The sequence below is a fragment of the Brevibacillus brevis genome, from assembly GCF_031583145.1.
GTDB classification, from domain to species: domain Bacteria; phylum Bacillota; class Bacilli; order Brevibacillales; family Brevibacillaceae; genus Brevibacillus; species Brevibacillus brevis_E.
The window spans coordinates 5,308,468-5,324,142 of sequence record NZ_CP134050.1 but is presented as its reverse complement, the minus strand read 5'-3'; the positions used below and the strand labels follow the sequence as shown (position 1 = coordinate 5,324,142).

13 protein-coding genes and 1 pseudogene are annotated in these 15,675 nt (G+C 53.5%); 10 read left to right on the top strand and 4 right to left on the bottom strand.

Annotation, left to right across the window (positions count from 1 at the left end; translation table 11 throughout):
- Positions 1 to 135: 135 nt before the first annotated feature.
- Positions 136 to 1,245, bottom strand: a complete 1,110-nt coding sequence (locus RGB73_RS26370) for an S-layer homology domain-containing protein (RefSeq protein WP_310766109.1) — start codon at positions 1,243 to 1,245, stop codon at positions 136 to 138.
- Between the two features lie 492 nt (positions 1,246 to 1,737).
- On the bottom strand, positions 1,738 to 1,863 hold the full coding sequence (locus RGB73_RS26365) for a hypothetical protein (RefSeq protein ID WP_396136144.1): 126 nt from the start codon (positions 1,861 to 1,863) through the stop codon (positions 1,738 to 1,740).
- 359 nt (positions 1,864 to 2,222) lie between these two features.
- Between RGB73_RS26365 and RGB73_RS26360 the strand changes: the two genes are divergently transcribed.
- The 3 genes from RGB73_RS26360 (at position 2,223) to pyrH (ending at position 5,273) form a co-directional block, all read left to right on the top strand.
- Positions 2,223 to 3,638, top strand: coding sequence for a branched-chain amino acid transporter BcaP (locus tag RGB73_RS26360; RefSeq protein ID WP_310766108.1), 1,416 nt, complete (start codon positions 2,223 to 2,225; stop codon positions 3,636 to 3,638).
- A 93-nt stretch (positions 3,639 to 3,731) separates the two neighbouring features.
- Positions 3,732 to 4,250: a ribonuclease FAU-1 family protein gene (locus RGB73_RS26355; RefSeq protein WP_310766107.1), complete on the top strand. Its 519-nt coding sequence runs from the start codon at positions 3,732 to 3,734 to the stop codon at positions 4,248 to 4,250.
- Positions 4,251 to 4,538: 288 nt separating this feature from the next.
- Positions 4,539 to 5,273 carry a UMP kinase gene (pyrH, locus tag RGB73_RS26350; RefSeq protein WP_310766106.1) on the top strand — a complete coding sequence of 245 codons (735 nt, stop codon included), beginning with the start codon at positions 4,539 to 4,541 and terminating at the stop codon, positions 5,271 to 5,273.
- A 779-nt stretch (positions 5,274 to 6,052) separates the two neighbouring features.
- Here the strand turns inward: pyrH and RGB73_RS26345 are convergent.
- Positions 6,053 to 6,691 (bottom strand): TetR/AcrR family transcriptional regulator, encoded by a 639-nt coding sequence (locus RGB73_RS26345; RefSeq protein WP_310766105.1) that lies wholly within the window; start codon positions 6,689 to 6,691, stop codon positions 6,053 to 6,055.
- Positions 6,692 to 6,859: 168 nt separating this feature from the next.
- Here RGB73_RS26345 and RGB73_RS26340 point away from each other — a divergent pair, with 168 nt between their 5' ends.
- From RGB73_RS26340 to RGB73_RS26310, 7 genes and pseudogenes are all read left to right on the top strand, one after another.
- Positions 6,860 to 7,672 (top strand): SDR family oxidoreductase, encoded by an 813-nt coding sequence (locus RGB73_RS26340; protein ID WP_310766104.1) that lies wholly within the window; start codon positions 6,860 to 6,862, stop codon positions 7,670 to 7,672.
- A gap of 528 nt (positions 7,673 to 8,200) precedes the next feature.
- Positions 8,201 to 9,397: an HlyD family secretion protein gene (locus RGB73_RS26335; protein ID WP_310766103.1), complete on the top strand. Its 1,197-nt coding sequence runs from the start codon at positions 8,201 to 8,203 to the stop codon at positions 9,395 to 9,397.
- Complete coding sequence (locus RGB73_RS26330; RefSeq protein WP_310766102.1) at positions 9,394 to 10,161, top strand: ABC transporter ATP-binding protein; 768 nt, start codon at positions 9,394 to 9,396, stop codon at positions 10,159 to 10,161. Before RGB73_RS26335 ends, RGB73_RS26330 begins: the two co-directional genes overlap by 4 nt.
- A complete protein-coding gene (locus RGB73_RS26325) occupies positions 10,158 to 11,297 on the top strand; it encodes an ABC transporter permease (RefSeq protein WP_310766101.1) in 1,140 nt (379 codons plus the stop codon). Before RGB73_RS26330 ends, RGB73_RS26325 begins: the two co-directional genes overlap by 4 nt.
- An 18-nt stretch (positions 11,298 to 11,315) precedes the next feature.
- Positions 11,316 to 11,990: a TetR/AcrR family transcriptional regulator gene (locus tag RGB73_RS26320; RefSeq protein ID WP_310766100.1), complete on the top strand. Its 675-nt coding sequence runs from the start codon at positions 11,316 to 11,318 to the stop codon at positions 11,988 to 11,990.
- 132 nt (positions 11,991 to 12,122) lie between these two features.
- On the top strand, positions 12,123 to 13,019 hold the full coding sequence (purU, locus tag RGB73_RS26315; RefSeq protein WP_310766099.1) for a formyltetrahydrofolate deformylase: 897 nt from the start codon (positions 12,123 to 12,125) through the stop codon (positions 13,017 to 13,019).
- Positions 13,020 to 13,158: 139 nt separating this feature from the next.
- Positions 13,159 to 13,737: pseudogene (locus RGB73_RS26310) on the top strand (transposase); the annotation flags it as partial.
- Between the two features lie 151 nt (positions 13,738 to 13,888).
- Here the strand turns inward: RGB73_RS26310 and RGB73_RS26305 are convergent.
- Positions 13,889 to 15,625 (bottom strand): BMQ_0737 family morphogenetic spore coat protein, encoded by a 1,737-nt coding sequence (locus RGB73_RS26305; protein WP_310766098.1) that lies wholly within the window; start codon positions 15,623 to 15,625, stop codon positions 13,889 to 13,891.
- Between the last annotated feature and the right edge of the window lie 50 nt (positions 15,626 to 15,675).

Genomic DNA, 15,675 nt, shown 5'->3' with positions numbered 1-15,675 from the left:
ACATAACAGACTGGATGGTGCTTCGCACGAAATATTTGCTGCGTTAAACTGCCCGTTAGCGTAACAAAGCTGCCGATCATCGCGGCAGCTTTGTCGTGGTGGGTTTGCGTTATCGAACCCGTTAGCTTAACGTATTCATTTCTTCTGTAAAGAAATCGTTAACTGACTTACTTGATAGACTATTATAAATTGCCCTCCGTTATACGGAACTACTTTTTTCAGTTTGGATGTCATTACCTCCTTGATGATTTCATGAAAACGAGGAGGGGGTTCGATATCAAATTGACGGAAGGTATCTATGGCAATCAGAACCGCGTTGTCGTTTTCTAAATCAGAAATGACAATTGAAGAAAGACCACCAAGGCGCACGTCTTCTTCATTCTTAAAACCATGAAAATCGTCACCAAACTCTGTAAGATCTTCAAAATGGATGATCAGTTCGAGTTTTGCATCATCTCCATTTTTTTCGGCAGGGATAATCTCTCGCTGAATAGCCCTAAACATGGAATTGACGTTTGGATGGAGTGGTTCAACATAATAACCTGGATAATTCATCAACACTTCGTGAAGAAACCCTTCCTTTGGATCAGGGAACTGATTATCAGGTAATGGTGGTAATTTCTTTGGATCACTTGGTTGTTGAGGACGAACCCGAAGTTCTTTTAAGCCGTTGGTTTTTAATTTCTCAATAAATGCTACCGCTTCTGCTCTAGTTAAGAAACTCTTGCCATGATAGGATAATATGCTCGTTTGCCCGTTGAGTTTTCCGCTTGCGTAGCCTTTGCTGAGAATATAATGAATTGCAAAATCCCCGCGATAGTTCACCCCATCTGCCCCTGCAATGATTTCTGCTACTTCAGTTCGAGTGATCGGCCGATCCCTATAGAGAAACTTAGATTCCCAACGATTTATATACTTTTGCTGTAATTTTGAAAAGGGATATTGATATTTTTCGATGGCTTCATAAATCGGGTCTGCCCAATGTTCTACTTTCTTATTGTTAGGAGTAATCGGAACTTGGTAGGCTCTGGACAACATGGTAAAAAAGGCGGCAACTGATACATGTTCATCTGGTGCAAAGCGGTTACCCGGATATCCTTTTATGATCCCTTGATCTACCGCTCGCTCAATAGTATCTTTTGCCCAATGATCATTTGGTACGTCTGAAAATGTTGCGGCAGTAGCTGACGATGAAAAGAGTGTTAATGTTAAGAATGTAATCAAAGTCATTAATTTTATCTTCACTTTTCCATAAACCTCCTTGATTCTCATAAGAATGGTTACTCAAAGTCATTCACATTTTTTGTGAAATATGGTTAAATCTTTTTCTTAGACGCTTGCGGTGGAGTATTTGTTTCTGTCTTTCCGAAAATTTGTATAGTGTAAGTAATTCAACATCTTAGTTTTTATACGATATGCCTTGAGCCCACCTGTTAGTCTGACTTCGACCACCACGGTGCATCACAGATTGTCGCACCCTTTATGGGTAGAACGTATGGGAGATTAGTACTTTTATGGTTGTTGCACCAGCCTGTCTATTTCAGTAATTTTGTCGGTTGTTTATTATATTAGCAGTAGGGCACAGCTTTTTTAACAAACCTTTTTGCAGGGCTTACTTTTTATCTCTACTCAGTTAGTTTCACTGTTAAAATTAACTTGCACCTTAGTTTAACAAAGGCTGCCGAATTATCACCGGCAGCCCATCTTTGTGTTTGATCAACTATCGAACCCGTTAGTTTAACGTTCTTTTTGTAATGGTTCTCCGAAAAACACATGAAAATGAAGATGTTTTGAATCTTGGTATTTCCCTAAGTTAGTTAGAACTCTACAAGCACCATGTTCAGATTGAACCTGCGTTGCCATTAGTCCCCTCCTTGAATCCCTTTTTTTAACATTCGATTAGGATTGTCAGTATCCTGCCCGATAGCTTAACTCAGCTGCCAGTCTACAACTTTATTATTCAGTTTAGAGCCGTGAATAACTTCGTTCTGAGGTATAGTCTAAAACTAATTTTTAAAGGGACTCCTTGTACCATTTGGAGTTCCGGTCGAAAACTTTATTATCACTGAACAACCGTGTGCCGCTTGGGCTGCGAACGTTTTGCATAGCTGTATAGCGGCAGTGGGCACGCTATGTATACATATTCCGGCATTGGATCAACTTTCAAAGTGTTTCCGCTGGAAGCGTTGCAAACTACGGCCATTTATGGAGGTACGGATCCTATGCCCTTGAGCCGACAATTATTGCGAAAAAAACTGCCGTCGCAGCTGCTGGAACAGTCCGAAAGCAAAACGGGCGGCCTGAAAAAGTCCCTCGGCGCGTTTGACTTGACCATGCTTGGGATAGGCGCGATTGTGGGAACGGGCATCTTCGTTTTGACCGGAGTGGCAGCGGCAGTGCACGCGGGACCGGCCCTCGTGTTGTCGTTCGTCCTGTCCGCACTCGCCTGTTTCTTTGCGGCTCTGTGCTACGCTGAATTCGCCTCTACCGTGCCCGTGTCGGGCAGTGCCTACACTTACAGCTACGCCGCATTCGGCGAGCTGGTCGCCTGGATGATTGGCTGGGATCTGATTTTGGAGTACGGGGTAGCGGCAGCGGCGGTCGCGAGCGGATGGTCCGGATATGCCCAAGGGCTGCTCAGCGGTTTCGGGATTTCTTTACCGCTGGCGCTCACCAGCGCCTTCGATGCAACCAAGGGAACCGTAATCGATTTGCCCGCCATATTGATCATCGTGGTCATCACGGCGCTGTTGATGAAGGGAACAAAGGAATCCGCACGCTTCAATACCGCTATGGTGATCGTCAAGCTGGCCGTCATCCTTCTTTTTCTGGTCGTGGGAATCGGTTACGTCAAGCCGGAAAACTGGAGCCCGTTCATGCCGTTCGGCTTTTCGGGCGTCGCGACAGGAGCCGCCACGGTGTTTTTTGCCTTCATCGGATTTGACGCTGTCTCGACTGCCGCCGAGGAAGTGCGCAACCCGCAGCGAAACATGCCGATCGGAATCATGACTTCACTCCTCATCTGCACCGTTCTCTACATCGCCGTTTCCTTTACGCTGACCGGGATCGTGCCCTACGAAATGCTGAATGTCAAAAATCCGGTAGCCTTTGCGCTGTCATACGTTCATCAGGATTGGGCAGCGGGATTCATTTCACTTGGAGCCATCATCGGGATTACGACCGTTCTGCTGGTGATGATGTACGGGCAGACCCGTTTATTTTTCGCCATGAGCAGGGACGGTCTGTTGCCTCCTGTTTTTTCGCATGTGCACAGGGAGACGCAGGTCCCCCGCAAAAGCACGCTGATCGTCGGGATTTTGGTCGCGATCTTTAGCGGTCTGCTTCCTTTGAGCAAGCTGGCGGAGCTGACGAACATCGGCACTTTGTTCGCGTTTATTCTGGTTTCCATTGGCGTGGTCGTGCTGCGCAATACCAACCCTCATCTGAACAGGGCGTTCCAGGTCCCCCTGGTTCCTCTGGTGCCGATTTTGGCCGTTTTGTTTTGCGGTTATCTGGTGTACAGCCTGCCCTTGGTGACCAAGCTCGGGTTCATCGGTTGGCTCGTGGTCGGGGCTATCGTCTATTTTCTGTACGGACGCCGACACAGCCACCTGGAAAAATCGTCGGAGAATCAGTAGCGGGTTGATTAGGCATGTCTATCCGTTCGCTCTGACAAAAACCCCCAATTCGTGGTAGAGTGAAGAGAACGAAAACGATGAGGAGAACAGGCCATGAAGCGTAAACGAGCAGACCGTCCGGGCTGGAGGCGGGTCAAACGACTGGGCTATCAGGAAAAATGGGTGGAAGCCCTGTCTTTTGTCGGCTATTGTGTTCGCTTGACCCTGGATGAGGTGATGGAGCCGGCTTATATGACGGTAGGAGAAAAGGTATTGTGCGTGGGTGACAGAGGTTACGTATACTTGCAGTATTTTCCGCAAGACCAAGCGTACGCCGTGACCAAAATGCTGGACGAGCTGGGGAACACGGTGCAGTGGTATATCGATATTTGCAAGGGCCACGGCAAGGATCAAGACGGCCATCTCTGGTATGATGACCTCTATCTGGACATTGTCGTTCTCCCGGATGACAGTGTGTATTTGCTGGATCAGGATGAACTGGACGAAGCGTTGGAGAGGGGAATCATCAGCGAGAAAGACCATCTCTTTGCCTGCGAAACGGCCGATCGACTGCTGAAGGAAATCATGGCTGGCAAGCGGGATGCTTTTGACTTTCCGAATTTCTTTGCTTAAAATGGTGAAGAGTTTTGGAAATGATCAGAAAAGGAGGCGGTCCGGTTATGAAAAAAGTGAGGCTTCATGGCCTGTCCCTTCCTGTTGACCGTAAAGAACGAGAGCGCTTTTGGCTTTCGTTCTTTTTTTTGCAGATAGGAATTTTATAAGCTTCCTATCCAGGATAAGGGCAGCACGGCTCCGCCAAAAAGCAGGCGTAGCCAGGTTTTTTAAACGCTCGGACGTCACAGGGGCCGGGGAAGATGGAGGACCACTTACGTTCGAAAAGAAATCGGAGGAGGGCACAGCATGCGTTATAAGCGAGTCCTGGTCAAATTGAGCGGTGGGGCAGTAGCGAAAGACAGCGGATTTGGGTTTGATCCGGCACAGCTCGAGCACATCGCCGGAGAAATTCTGGCGCTCGTGAGCATGGGCGTGGAAGTGGCGGTCGTGATCGGCGGAGGGAATATATTCCGTGGGAACATGGCGGAGATGTGGGGAATCGATCGTGTCGAGGCGGACAATATCGGGACGCTGGCAACTGTTATCAACAGCCTGATGTTGCGCGGAGTGCTGAAAGCGCGGGTGAACAGGGAGGTCCGCGTCATGACCGCGGTACCGATCAATGCCGTGGCCGAGCCGTACATCCGTCTGCGCGCGGTGCACCATCTGGAAAAGGGATACGTCGTCATCTTTGCGGGAGGGAACGGGCAGCCTTACGTCACGACAGACTATCCTGCCGTCCAGCGTGCCCTCGAGGTGGAAGCGGATGCCCTCCTGGTCGCCAAGCACGGCGTCGACGGGGTGTTCACGGCCGATCCGCGCAAAGAGCCATCTGCGAAGCAATACGCAGCGCTTTCCTTTGACGAGGTGGTGCGGCAGGACTTGCGGGTGATGGATCAGTCGGCCATGATCCTGGCGCGCGATCACGGCCTTCCGCTGCATGTGTTCAACTTCGACAGGCCGGGGGCGATGGCGGACATTTGCCGTGGGGAGCAGGTGGGGACGTTCATTGCGCGGGACGTTGGGGTGCTGTACAAGTGACCTTCCCTTTTTGCTCCTTTTTCCGGGGAGAGCTTTGGTTGGTCCCAAAGGCTTTTGTGAGCTCAGCTTCGTCGTTTTGAAAAGCCTCTTGATCCAACTGTGGCTTCGGGGGCGGAAAAAGGAGAAACCGCTGTGGCTCTTGGGGCACAGCGGGGGTGATGGACTGTCCAGCTCCATTCCAAAAGAGGAACGGCGTCCAAAAGCAGCGGTTTCGGGGGAGTTTCTCAGGGTTGGACGCTCGGGCGTGTTCCTCTTTTTCCATTGCGCTTGGGTAGCGCCCCAAAGGCCTTCGCTTTTTTCTCCTTTTTCCGTGGCGAGCTTTGGTTGGTCCCAAAGGCTTGTGTGGGCACTGCTTCGCTGTCTTTGAAAGGCCTCTTGATCCAACTGTGGTTTCGGGGGTGGAAAAAGGAGAAAACGCTGTGGCTCTTGGGGCACAGCGGGGAAGATGGACTGTCCAGCTCCATTCCAAAAGAGGAACGGCGTCCAAAAGCAGCGGTTTCGGGGGAGTTTCTCAGGGTTGGACGCTCGGGCGTGTTCCTCTTTTTCCATTGCGCTTGGGTAGCGCCCCAAAGGCCTTCGCTTTTTTCTCCTTTTTCCGGGGAGAGCTTTGGTTGGTCCCAAAGGCTTGTGTGGGCACTGCTTCGCTGTCTTTGAAAGGCCTCTTGATCCAACTGTGGCTTCGGGGGTGGAAAAAGGAGAAAACGCTGTGGCTCTTGGGGTCAGCGGTAGTCTAAGGCTTTTGATTCCTTAGACCGCCGCTGTTTTTTTTTTGCGCATCTCTACGAAATCGACTGCAGGATTTGTACGATCTCACGTTCCATGGCCAAATCGTCGGTGGAATCTTGATACTCCGGCTTGAGCAGCTGGTATTTCTTCAACTGGTAAAAGTCCAGAAGGGCCTGCTTCAACGTCAGGTCGTATTGAATGCAGAAGGAGGGTTCCATGATGCGCCGCAGTACAGCGTCGTCCTGAACGGCAAACAGTGTTCCGTTCATCGGATTGAATATTCCGTTCTCCATTCCGGCTGTGAAGAAAACCTCCAATTGTTTATGACGAGCATGCTGGGCGGCCATCAGCTTTTCCAACAGGTTTGGATAGGATTCCTTCAAGTCCAGCAAGAACAGATCGGAAACATAGGCCACGCATTTCAACGATTGTACGTATGTCATCCTGAAGCGTTCGGCGAACGGGATCGTCTCGTCGCGGACGGCGGAATCCGCTTCGGTCAAATAATCGATATAATGGTTAACGACCTCGCTGATTATGTCGTCGCGGGTCGCGAAATGCTTGTACAGCGTTACCTTACTAATGTCCATATACCTGGCGATATCGTCGATTTTGAGCTGGCTGAACCTTACTTTCCGAAGGACGGGCTTAATCCTTTCTATGTAGGTCTCGACGCTTACCGGTTTTCTCATCGCTGCGGGCCTCCTCTGCTTTCCTTCTCCTATTATAGCGAAAGCGGAACACAAAGCGAACACAGTTTACCACGCATAATAACTTTACTAAATTTATAAAAAACGTTCATTTTGTTTGTTTATTGTTATATACTCTTCCTGTACGGAATAACCAAGGGAGGGAATAACATGAAAACCATTTTGATCACAGGCGCTTCTTCCGGCATCGGAAGAGCGGCGGCGGTGCATTTTCAGAAACAAGGCTGGAACGTGGTTGCTACCATGCGCACACCTGAGTTGGAGACGGAGTTGAACCGCTTGGACAATGTGCTGGTGACGAAGCTTGACGTGGTGGAGCAAGCCACGATACAGTCTGCCATTCAAGAGGGGAAGGAACGTTTCGGGCGAATCGATGTTCTCTTGAACAACGCCGGCTACGCCGCGATCGGCGCTTTCGAGGCGGCAACCGAAAGTCAGATCGCGCGGCAATTCGATGTCAACGTAATGGGCGTATTCCGTACGACTCAAGCCATTCTTCCTCATTTCCGATCGAACAAGACCGGCACGATTATCAACATTTCATCCATCGGCGGCAGAGTGGCCTTTCCTCTTCTCACGCTGTATCATGCGAGCAAGTGGGCGATCGAAGGATTTTCTGAATCGCTGTTCTATGAACTTGCCGAGCATAACATCCAGGTGAAGGTAATTGAGCCGGGGAACGTCGCAACGAACTTTACCGGCCGGTCCTTGGATGTGATCGTGGACGGTTCATTGGAAGCCTACAAGGATTATTCCGAGCGGATCCTTCAGAAGCAAATGGAGAGCTTTCGGACGGCTGTCTCACGGCCTGAGGTGATCGCGGAGGCGATATTCGAAGCGGCGAACGATCCGTCAAACCGTCTTCGCTACGTGGTCGGAGAAGATGCACGTTTTCTGATGAAGGTGCGTTCGGAGATGTCAGATGAGCAGTTTATGGCGATGATTGAGGAGAATTTCCGTTAACGGTTTGCGTGCACCAAAGGCCTTCGCTTATTTCTCCTTTTTCCGTGGCGAGCTGTGGTTGGTCCAAAGGGGTTTTGTGAGCTCAGCTTCGTCGTTTTGAAAAGCCTTCATATTCCAACTGTGGCTTCGGGGGCGGAAAAAGGAGAAAACGCTGTGGCTCTTGGGGCGTAGCGGGGGAGATGGACTGTCCAGCTCCATTTCAAAAGGGAGGTCGGAGTCCAAGACGTCCTGCCTATGAAAAACTTTGTTCTACGCCTAACAGAAAACACCAAGGGTTCATCCTTCTTCCGCTTGATGGATCTCGTGAATCCCTGCGTTTGAGCAACAAATACACTTCTCTTTGCTCCGCAAAAAAGAATACCTTTTTTCCATGGGAGAGCATATAATGAACTCAAAAGCGAGTGATCACTCACTTTCGTTTAACCGACACCTTGCAGTCATCCGCTTCTATTCGGCCAGCTGAAAAAGCTGGTATTCTTGTCGCTAAAAATAAAGTGAGCACTCACTCAAAAATAATGAGGTGATGGTATGAAACGCATGATCGCTCCTATATTGGCCTGTGGAATCTTGGCGTTGCTGCCGGGATGCAGCGTTTTTTCTCAATCGGGTCCGGCGTTGTCGGGGACGATTGAAGCGGAGGAATGGCCGATTGTGGCGGAAGTGGGGGGACTGGTGAAAGAGGTAAAAGTGGATGAGGGGAGCCGGGTGAAAGCGGGGCAGGAGCTGGCGGTAATCGACGAGAGAAGCTACCAGCTGGGGGTGGCGGAAGCGAGAGCGGCTCTGGATCAGGCGACGGCTCGGCTGGAGGAGGCAAAGGCAGGGACGCGGGATGCGTCGATTCAAAAAGGGATCGCGTCTGTGCAGCAGGCGAGCGCGAATGTCCGTATGGCGGAGGCGCGGCAAAGACAAGCGGATGCGGGCATCAGCCGGGCGAAGGAACAGCTCGAGCAGGCCAAGTCCCAGCTCGAGGGGGCTCAGCAAACGCTGGCCTACCAGCAGAAACGGCTCGCGGAGACGACAGCTCTGTTTCAGCAGGGAGCCGTATCCAAAAAAGACCTGGAGACGCAGCAAGAGGCTGTCAGCCAGGCACAGACGCAGGTGAATCAGCTGGCAGCACAGGCGGCTGCCGCGCAGGCCGGGTACGTCTCTGCTCAGCAGGAGGTAGCGGCGGCTAGCGCGCAAACGGGAACGGCCCAAGCTCAGCAGGCAGGCGCAGCGGCAGATCTGGACCTGCTCAAGGAGGGCAGCACGGACTACACGATCCGAGCCCTGCTCGCCGCCCAGCAGCAGGCAGAGGCCAAGCTCGACCAGGCGATGCTGCAGATGGAGAAGACAAAGATCACTGCTCCGGCGGATGGCATCGTGCTGCGCTCCTCGATCGAGCAGGGCGAGGTCGCGAAGGCGGGAGCCAACCTTTTTGCGATGATGAAGGCGGATCAGCTCAAGCTCAAAGTGTACATCCCCGAGGCGGATCTGAATCTTGTTCATACGGGGCAACAGGTAGGGATCCAGGTAGACGCCTACCCGGATGAGAGGTTTGCAGGAACGATCCAGTTTATTTCCGACAAGGCGGAGTTCACTCCGAAAAACGTACAGACTCCGGATGAGCGGACCAAGCTCGTCTTTGCCGTCACCATCCGGATTGCCGATTCACAGGGCAAGATCAAGCCGGGAATGCCTGCGGATGTGCTGCTGTCCGAGTCGGCCAAGGGGGAAGGACAATGAAGCCCGCCATTTCGTGCAACGAATTGACCAAACGCTTCGGGGAGAGGGTGGCCGTCAACAGTTTGACGCTCTCCGTACCAAAAGGCTCCATCTACGGTTTTCTCGGACCGAACGGATCGGGCAAATCGACGACGATCCGGATGCTGTGCGGCCTTTTGGCGCCAACGTCGGGCAGCGGCACAGTGCTGGGTCTGGATGTCATGACGCAAAGCGAGGAGATCAAGCAGCGGATCGGGTACATGTCGCAAAAATTCAGCCTGTATGAAGACTTGACGGTCGAAGAAAACCTCGATTTCTACGCCGGCGTCTACCAGCTGAATGCGGCAGCCCGCAAAGAGAGAAAGGCGGAGCTGATCGAGATGGCCGGGCTGACGGGCAGGGAAAGACAGATCGCGGGCTCGCTGTCCGGCGGCTGGAAGCAACGGCTGGCCCTTTCCTGCGCCCTGCTGCACAAGCCGGAGCTGTTGATTCTCGACGAGCCGACAGCCGGGGTGGATCCGGTGTCGAGGCGCATTTTTTGGGACGTCATCCACGAGCTGGCCAGGCAAGGCATCACCGTGCTCGTCACGACACACTACATGGACGAGGCGCAGACGTGCGATTGGATCGGCTTTATCTTCTTCGGAAACCTGCTGGCGCAGGGAACCCCGGAGGAGCTGATCGAGGGCATGGGCGCAGGCAACCTGGAGGACGTATTCATCGAGCTGGTCAGGCAGGAAGAGGCGCGGCTTGCCAGGCGAACAGCAGGGGAGGCGGGCCGATGAAGAGGTTCGTTTGGGGACGCTACTGGTCGGTGGTCAAAAAGGAAGTCATTCAGATCAAGCGGGATCGGCCGAGTCTGGCCATCGCGCTGGTCATGCCGCTGATGATGCTGTTTTTGTTCGGCTATGCCGTGAATACGGATGTGAACGACATCAAGATGGTGGTGTGGGATCAAAGCGCCACGGCAGACAGTCGTGAGCTGGTTCAGCAGTTTGTGAATACGCACGTGTTTGCGGTGACGGAGCACGCGAGCGGCTACAAGGCGATCGAGTCGATGCTGGATAACGGCCAGGCCAGTGTCGCGCTGGTCATTCCGCCAGACTATGCGCGCAAGCTCGACCGGAATGAACCGACCGACGTGCAGCTGCTCATCGACGGCTCGGATCCGAACATCGCCCGCACAGCGACCTCCAATGCCCAGCTGATCGTGCAGAACCACGCCATGTCCATGCAAGGGCAGCGGCTGCAAAAGCAAGGCATGGGAGAGCTGGAGTCGCCCCTGTCGCTGGACACCCGCGTCCTGTTCAACCCGAACATGGAAAGCATCGTGTTCAACATCCCCGGCCTCATCGGGCTGATCATGCAAAACGTAACGATGATCCTGACAGCCTTTTCGCTCGTACGCGAGAAAGAGAGGGGGACGATGGAGCAGCTCATCGTGACGCCGATCCGCCCCCTTGAGCTGATGCTCGGCAAAATCACGCCGTACGTGGGAATTGGCCTTTTTTCCTTCTGTCTGGTGCTCGTGGTCGGGACGTACTGGTTCGGAGTCCCGGTAAAAGGCAGCATCTCTCTGCTGATCGGCCTGTCCATCCTGTTTTTAATCACGACGCTGGTCCTCGGGATCTTCATTTCGACGATCGCAAAGACGCAGCTCCAGGCCATGCAGATCGCCTTCGCGTTCATCCTGCCGAGCGTTCTCCTGTCGGGCTTCATGTTCCCGCGCGAATCGATGCCTCTCGTGATACAATGGTTGGGTGGGCTCGTCCCGTTGACTTACTTTCTTGAAATTTTGCGGGGCATCTTTTTGAAGGCGGTAGACTTGACCGCCCTGTGGAAGGATGCGATGGGAATGGGGATCTTTTGCCTCTTCATCCTGACCGTCGCCATGCTGCGATTCCGCAAAAAGATCGAATAGAGGAGCGTATGGAAAAAGATGAACAAGCCATCATTTGAAGAGGGCCTGTTGCAATACGTAGAGGATCTGAAGGACGAGAGCGAGATGACGGAAAAGCAGCGCAGCATTTTGCGGGCGTCCATCAAGCTGTTCGCCGAAAAAGGCTTCCATGCCAGCTCGACCGCCGAAATCGCGAAGGAAGCCGGGGTGGCGGAAGGAACGATCTTTCGCCATTACAAATCCAAAAAGGACATCCTGCTCGCGGTCGTAGCGCCGGTGCTGGTCAAGTTCGCCGGACCGTTCATCTTGAAAGACGTACGGGAAATCTTTCGCGAGCAGGCCAAGAAGCCGTTCGCCCAAATTGCGACGGAGCTGTACCGCAATCGCCTCGACATGATCGTCACCAACGAAAAAACGATCCGCATCCTGCTGCAGGAGGCGTTTTTCCACGATGAGATCCGGGAAGCGCTGATCGCGACGGTGTTCGCCGATATCAAGGCCATGATGCAAAAGCTGATCGAGGATAAAATCATCGCCAAAGAACTGCGGCCGCTGCCGCCGGAAGTGGTGTTTCGGGCCGTCTTGTCTTCCATGGTCGGGCTGGTGCTGTTCCGGCAAGTGCTGGACTCGGACGATTACGGCAAACGCAGTGACGAAGAGCAGGTCGACTATACGGTCGACATCCTGATGAACGGCATCGCTCTTAAAGGATAATATTTCACTGATCATAAAAATTTTATCGAGTATATGAACGGTGAAAGGCCGATTATGGCTATGGAAATGCTACGGAGAGTGGTATAATTGCTAGCAACTTTTTGCTGTCAAACATGGAGGAGAGAGTAAATCATGTATCGTTTATCAGAGAGAGAATGGCAGGCGTACACGGAGAAAAACAAGGACCGCGCACGCATGCTGATCTCTTGTCCAGACCGGCCCGGAATCGTGGCGGCCATTTCCCATTTCCTGTACCAGCAGGGAGCCAACATCGCCCAGTCCGACCAATACACGACCGATCCGGAGGCTGGCCGCTTCTTCATGCGGATTGAATTTGACCTCCCGAATCTGGAAGAGCGCTGCGAGGTCATCAAAGCGGCGTTTCGACCGATAGCGGAAAACTTCGACATGGATTTTTCCCTGGTGCAGGCGAGCAAGCGCAAAAAGGTCGCCATCTTCGTCTCCAAGGAGGACCACTGCTTGCTGGAGCTGTTGTGGCGCTGGAAGTCGGGCGAGCTGTACGCCGACATTTCGGTCGTCATCTCCAATCATCCCGATATGCAGGAGACGGTGGAATCGTTCGGGATTCCGTACCACTGCATCCCGGTGACCAAGGAAAACAAAGCGCAGGCGGAGGAGGAGCAGCTCGCTGCGGCAGCGGGTGCAGACGTGATCGTGCTGGCTCGCTATATGCAGATTCTTTCCCCGCGCTTTTTGGACGACTACGCCATGCGGATCATCAATATCCATCACTCGTTCCTGCCGGCGTTCGTCGGGGCCAAGCCGTACGAGCAGGCGTACCGCCGGGGTGTGAAGCTGATCGGAGCGACGGCCCACTACGTGACGGAAGAGCTCGACGCAGGACCGATCATCGAGCAGGACGTGCAGCGTGTGACGCACCAGGAAGACGTGGATACGCTGAAACAGCTGGGACGCCAGGTAGAGCGCACGGTGCTGGCCCGCGCCGTCAGATGGCATCTGGAAGACCGCGTGCTGGTGTACGGCAACAAGACCATCGTGTTTCCGTAAAGGTAAAGAAAAGCAAGCGAAAGCCCCTCCGGAATTGGGAGGCCACTGAAAAAGTCATAATTACAAAGAAGGTACAGTTGCCCAATTTTTTGGTGTCTGTACCTTTTTCTTTGTATACATACTTAATGGTTGAAGCCCCATGTTCCGGCCACAGATCTCATTTGCGTTTAGTCCCTGCACCGCGCTATATGACCTCGTTGTCCCGAAAGATAACATGTTGCGCCAGATCAACGAACATGTGAGTTTCTCTTTTATCTACGACGAATGAAAAGCGAACTGCTGTCTGAACAACGGCCTGCCATTGACCCTGTTCGGATGTTTACATATCTATTGCTCAAAGCCATTTTTGAATTGTCGGATGTGGATATGGTCGAGCGGTCCAGGTATGAGATGTCGTTCAAGGATTTCCTTCATATGGCACCGGAAGAGCCGGTCATCGATCCGAGTTCCTTGACCAAGTTTCGCAAGCTTCGGTTAAAAGACATAAACCTGCTGGACATGCTCATCGGAAAAACGGGTTCAACTGGCGGTCGAGAAAGATATTCTCAAGAGCGCCGCCATCATGGTGGACGACACGCATGTAAAGGCTCGCTATAATCAGAAATCCCCAAGAGAAATCTTGCAAGACCGAGCCCGAAAACTGCGAAAAGCGATTTACTCCGTGGACAAATCGCTCAAAGCGAAGCTTCCCGCCAAAAATACAGTGGATACTCTCGAAGCGGTTTTTACAAAAATCTCAGATCACCGGCAAAACCGAAGTTCTTCTGTGACCTCCGGAAATGGAGAGGGCTTTTTTGTACAAGTAAGGATGAAGGATGTCCGAGCTAGAAAAGCGGACCGATGTGCCGGCTGCCCGTCAGTTGCAGGGGTCACGGGAAGATCGCCGGGCAGTGCGGCGGAAAGAGGATCGGCGTACAGGAAACAGAGGCAGTGGGAGAGGGCACGGGAATATTGGCTGGACGAGGAGAACAGAATTTTCCCAGCACTTCCAGTATCAATTCTGCTTCTACCCGAAGCTCCTTGCAAACGAGAATCTCCAAATCAACCATACCGCCGAGCATGACGTCCGCGCGAGGAGAGCACTCGACGGCGGTGATCCGGCAGACGATATTGCTTTCGTCCAACGGCTCCGGCAAACAGAGGGCCACTTCATCGTCGAACTGGATGTCAGCCGGGAAGTCACACAGCAACGTACCGTCGGCGAAGACACTCACCAGCAGGGTGGCACCGAACTGAAAACGGACAATTCCGACACGGACGGCAGCTCCGGCGACGAGGAGCGTTTCTCGGCGAATGCCCGCGACCCTGCATGAAAAGGAAGGGAGGCGCGAAAGCCGGGGGTCGGGGAGGAATGCAGAAGGTACGGCCGTTTCCCCGCATTGCAAAGTAATATCCTGGCCTGCACTGATGGCCGCGTCGACAAGCCTGCGGCAATCGTCGGGGAGAGGAATTTTGCTTTGCTCCCTGCTTGCAGCGATGACCCAGTCGTAGACCTTTTGGACCCGAACGCACTCTGGCTGCAGATTGTTCGGGATTGGCGGAGGGATGGTCGGGATGACGGCAGTTGCCACGGTTACGGAAAAGGTACAGGAAGCAGAACGGCCGGCCACATCGGTCGCGGTACAGGTCACGATTGTCGTCCCCAAGGGAAAGTTTCCCGTTTCGGTGGTGATTGCCACGGGCAAGGCAGGGAAGGTCTGGGTCATGCCAAGAGGGGCGCACGAAATGGAAATGATGCCGCAGCCAGGGCTCGTTGCGAGAACGCTGTAGGTAACAGTCGCCGAATCGCTTCCGGGGGCAGCTGTTGCATTGATGCCGGTTGGACAGATGATCGTAGGGGGGCCAAAAGCAAAGTCATACGTGATGACAACCTCACCGTTGCCTGTTCCGACGCCGGGCAGGTTGATTGGATTGCTGCCCCCGTTAAACGACCCGCCGCCCCCTCCGCCGCCGCCCAAATTGCCGGAAATGGTACCGGACCCGCCGCCTCCTCCGCTAAAGCCCCCGCCCCCGCCAGCTCCAACGGAACTGCCGCCGCCCCCGCCAAAGCCTCCGGGTTCCCCGATCGGGCTTCCCGCACCTCCGGAACCTCCCAAGTCAATGGCAGTACCCCCGGTTCCCCCAGACGAGCCGCCATTTCCGATGATACCGGCCCCGCCGCCACCTCCCAAGCCGCTCCCGGCCCCGCCTCCCGTTCCTGCCGCGCCGCCGGCCCCACCGCCAGGATTACCGGCTGCATTCCCGCCATTTGGGCTTGTTGCCGATGCATCTACTCCGGGATTTACCGTGGTTCCGCCGCCGCCTCCCGCAGCGATCAGCAGGTTGGCGAGCGAAGCAGGAGCGGTCGTTCGCCAAACAAACGAGCCGCCCCCGCCGCCGGCGCCTGTCAACGGACTGTCGCCGCCAGCCCCGCCGACGAGAATCGTGAGGATCTCACCCGAGGTGACGGGAAAATTTCCTTGAATGGAGGCACCTCTCCCGAAGTTTCCCTGGGCCCCCGAATCGCCTCCTCTCGCTCCGACAGCCCTGATGGTCAGCGAAGTCACACAAGGCGGAACGGCAAACGTCTGGAGACCTCCTGTAAAAACGAAAGTTAGCGTGGGCATTTCCATCGCTCCTTGGCGAGAAAGTTGAAAAGGCGAAATGCACGGCTTCC

Bases quoted from the DNA above. Each gene is read 5' to 3' on its own strand.
- RGB73_RS26320 (WP_310766100.1), top strand. From the start codon at position 11,316: ATGAACAAGCCATCATTTGAAGAGGGCCTGTTGCAATACGTAGAGGAT.
- RGB73_RS26365 (WP_396136144.1), bottom strand. From the start codon at position 1,863: ATGGCAACGCAGGTTCAATCTGAACATGGTGCTTGTAGAGTTCTAACT.
- RGB73_RS26360 (WP_310766108.1), top strand. From the start codon at position 2,223: ATGCCCTTGAGCCGACAATTATTGCGAAAAAAACTGCCGTCGCAGCTG.
- RGB73_RS26345 (WP_310766105.1), bottom strand. From the start codon at position 6,691: ATGAGAAAACCGGTAAGCGTCGAGACCTACATAGAAAGGATTAAGCCC.
- purU (WP_310766099.1), top strand. From the start codon at position 12,123: ATGTATCGTTTATCAGAGAGAGAATGGCAGGCGTACACGGAGAAAAAC.
- RGB73_RS26335 (WP_310766103.1), top strand. From the start codon at position 8,201: ATGAAACGCATGATCGCTCCTATATTGGCCTGTGGAATCTTGGCGTTG.
- RGB73_RS26355 (WP_310766107.1), top strand. From the start codon at position 3,732: ATGAAGCGTAAACGAGCAGACCGTCCGGGCTGGAGGCGGGTCAAACGA.
- pyrH (WP_310766106.1), top strand. From the start codon at position 4,539: ATGCGTTATAAGCGAGTCCTGGTCAAATTGAGCGGTGGGGCAGTAGCG.
- RGB73_RS26305 (WP_310766098.1), bottom strand. From the start codon at position 15,625: ATGCCCACGCTAACTTTCGTTTTTACAGGAGGTCTCCAGACGTTTGCC.
- RGB73_RS26330 (WP_310766102.1), top strand. From the start codon at position 9,394: ATGAAGCCCGCCATTTCGTGCAACGAATTGACCAAACGCTTCGGGGAG.
- RGB73_RS26325 (WP_310766101.1), top strand. From the start codon at position 10,158: ATGAAGAGGTTCGTTTGGGGACGCTACTGGTCGGTGGTCAAAAAGGAA.
- RGB73_RS26340 (WP_310766104.1), top strand. From the start codon at position 6,860: ATGAAAACCATTTTGATCACAGGCGCTTCTTCCGGCATCGGAAGAGCG.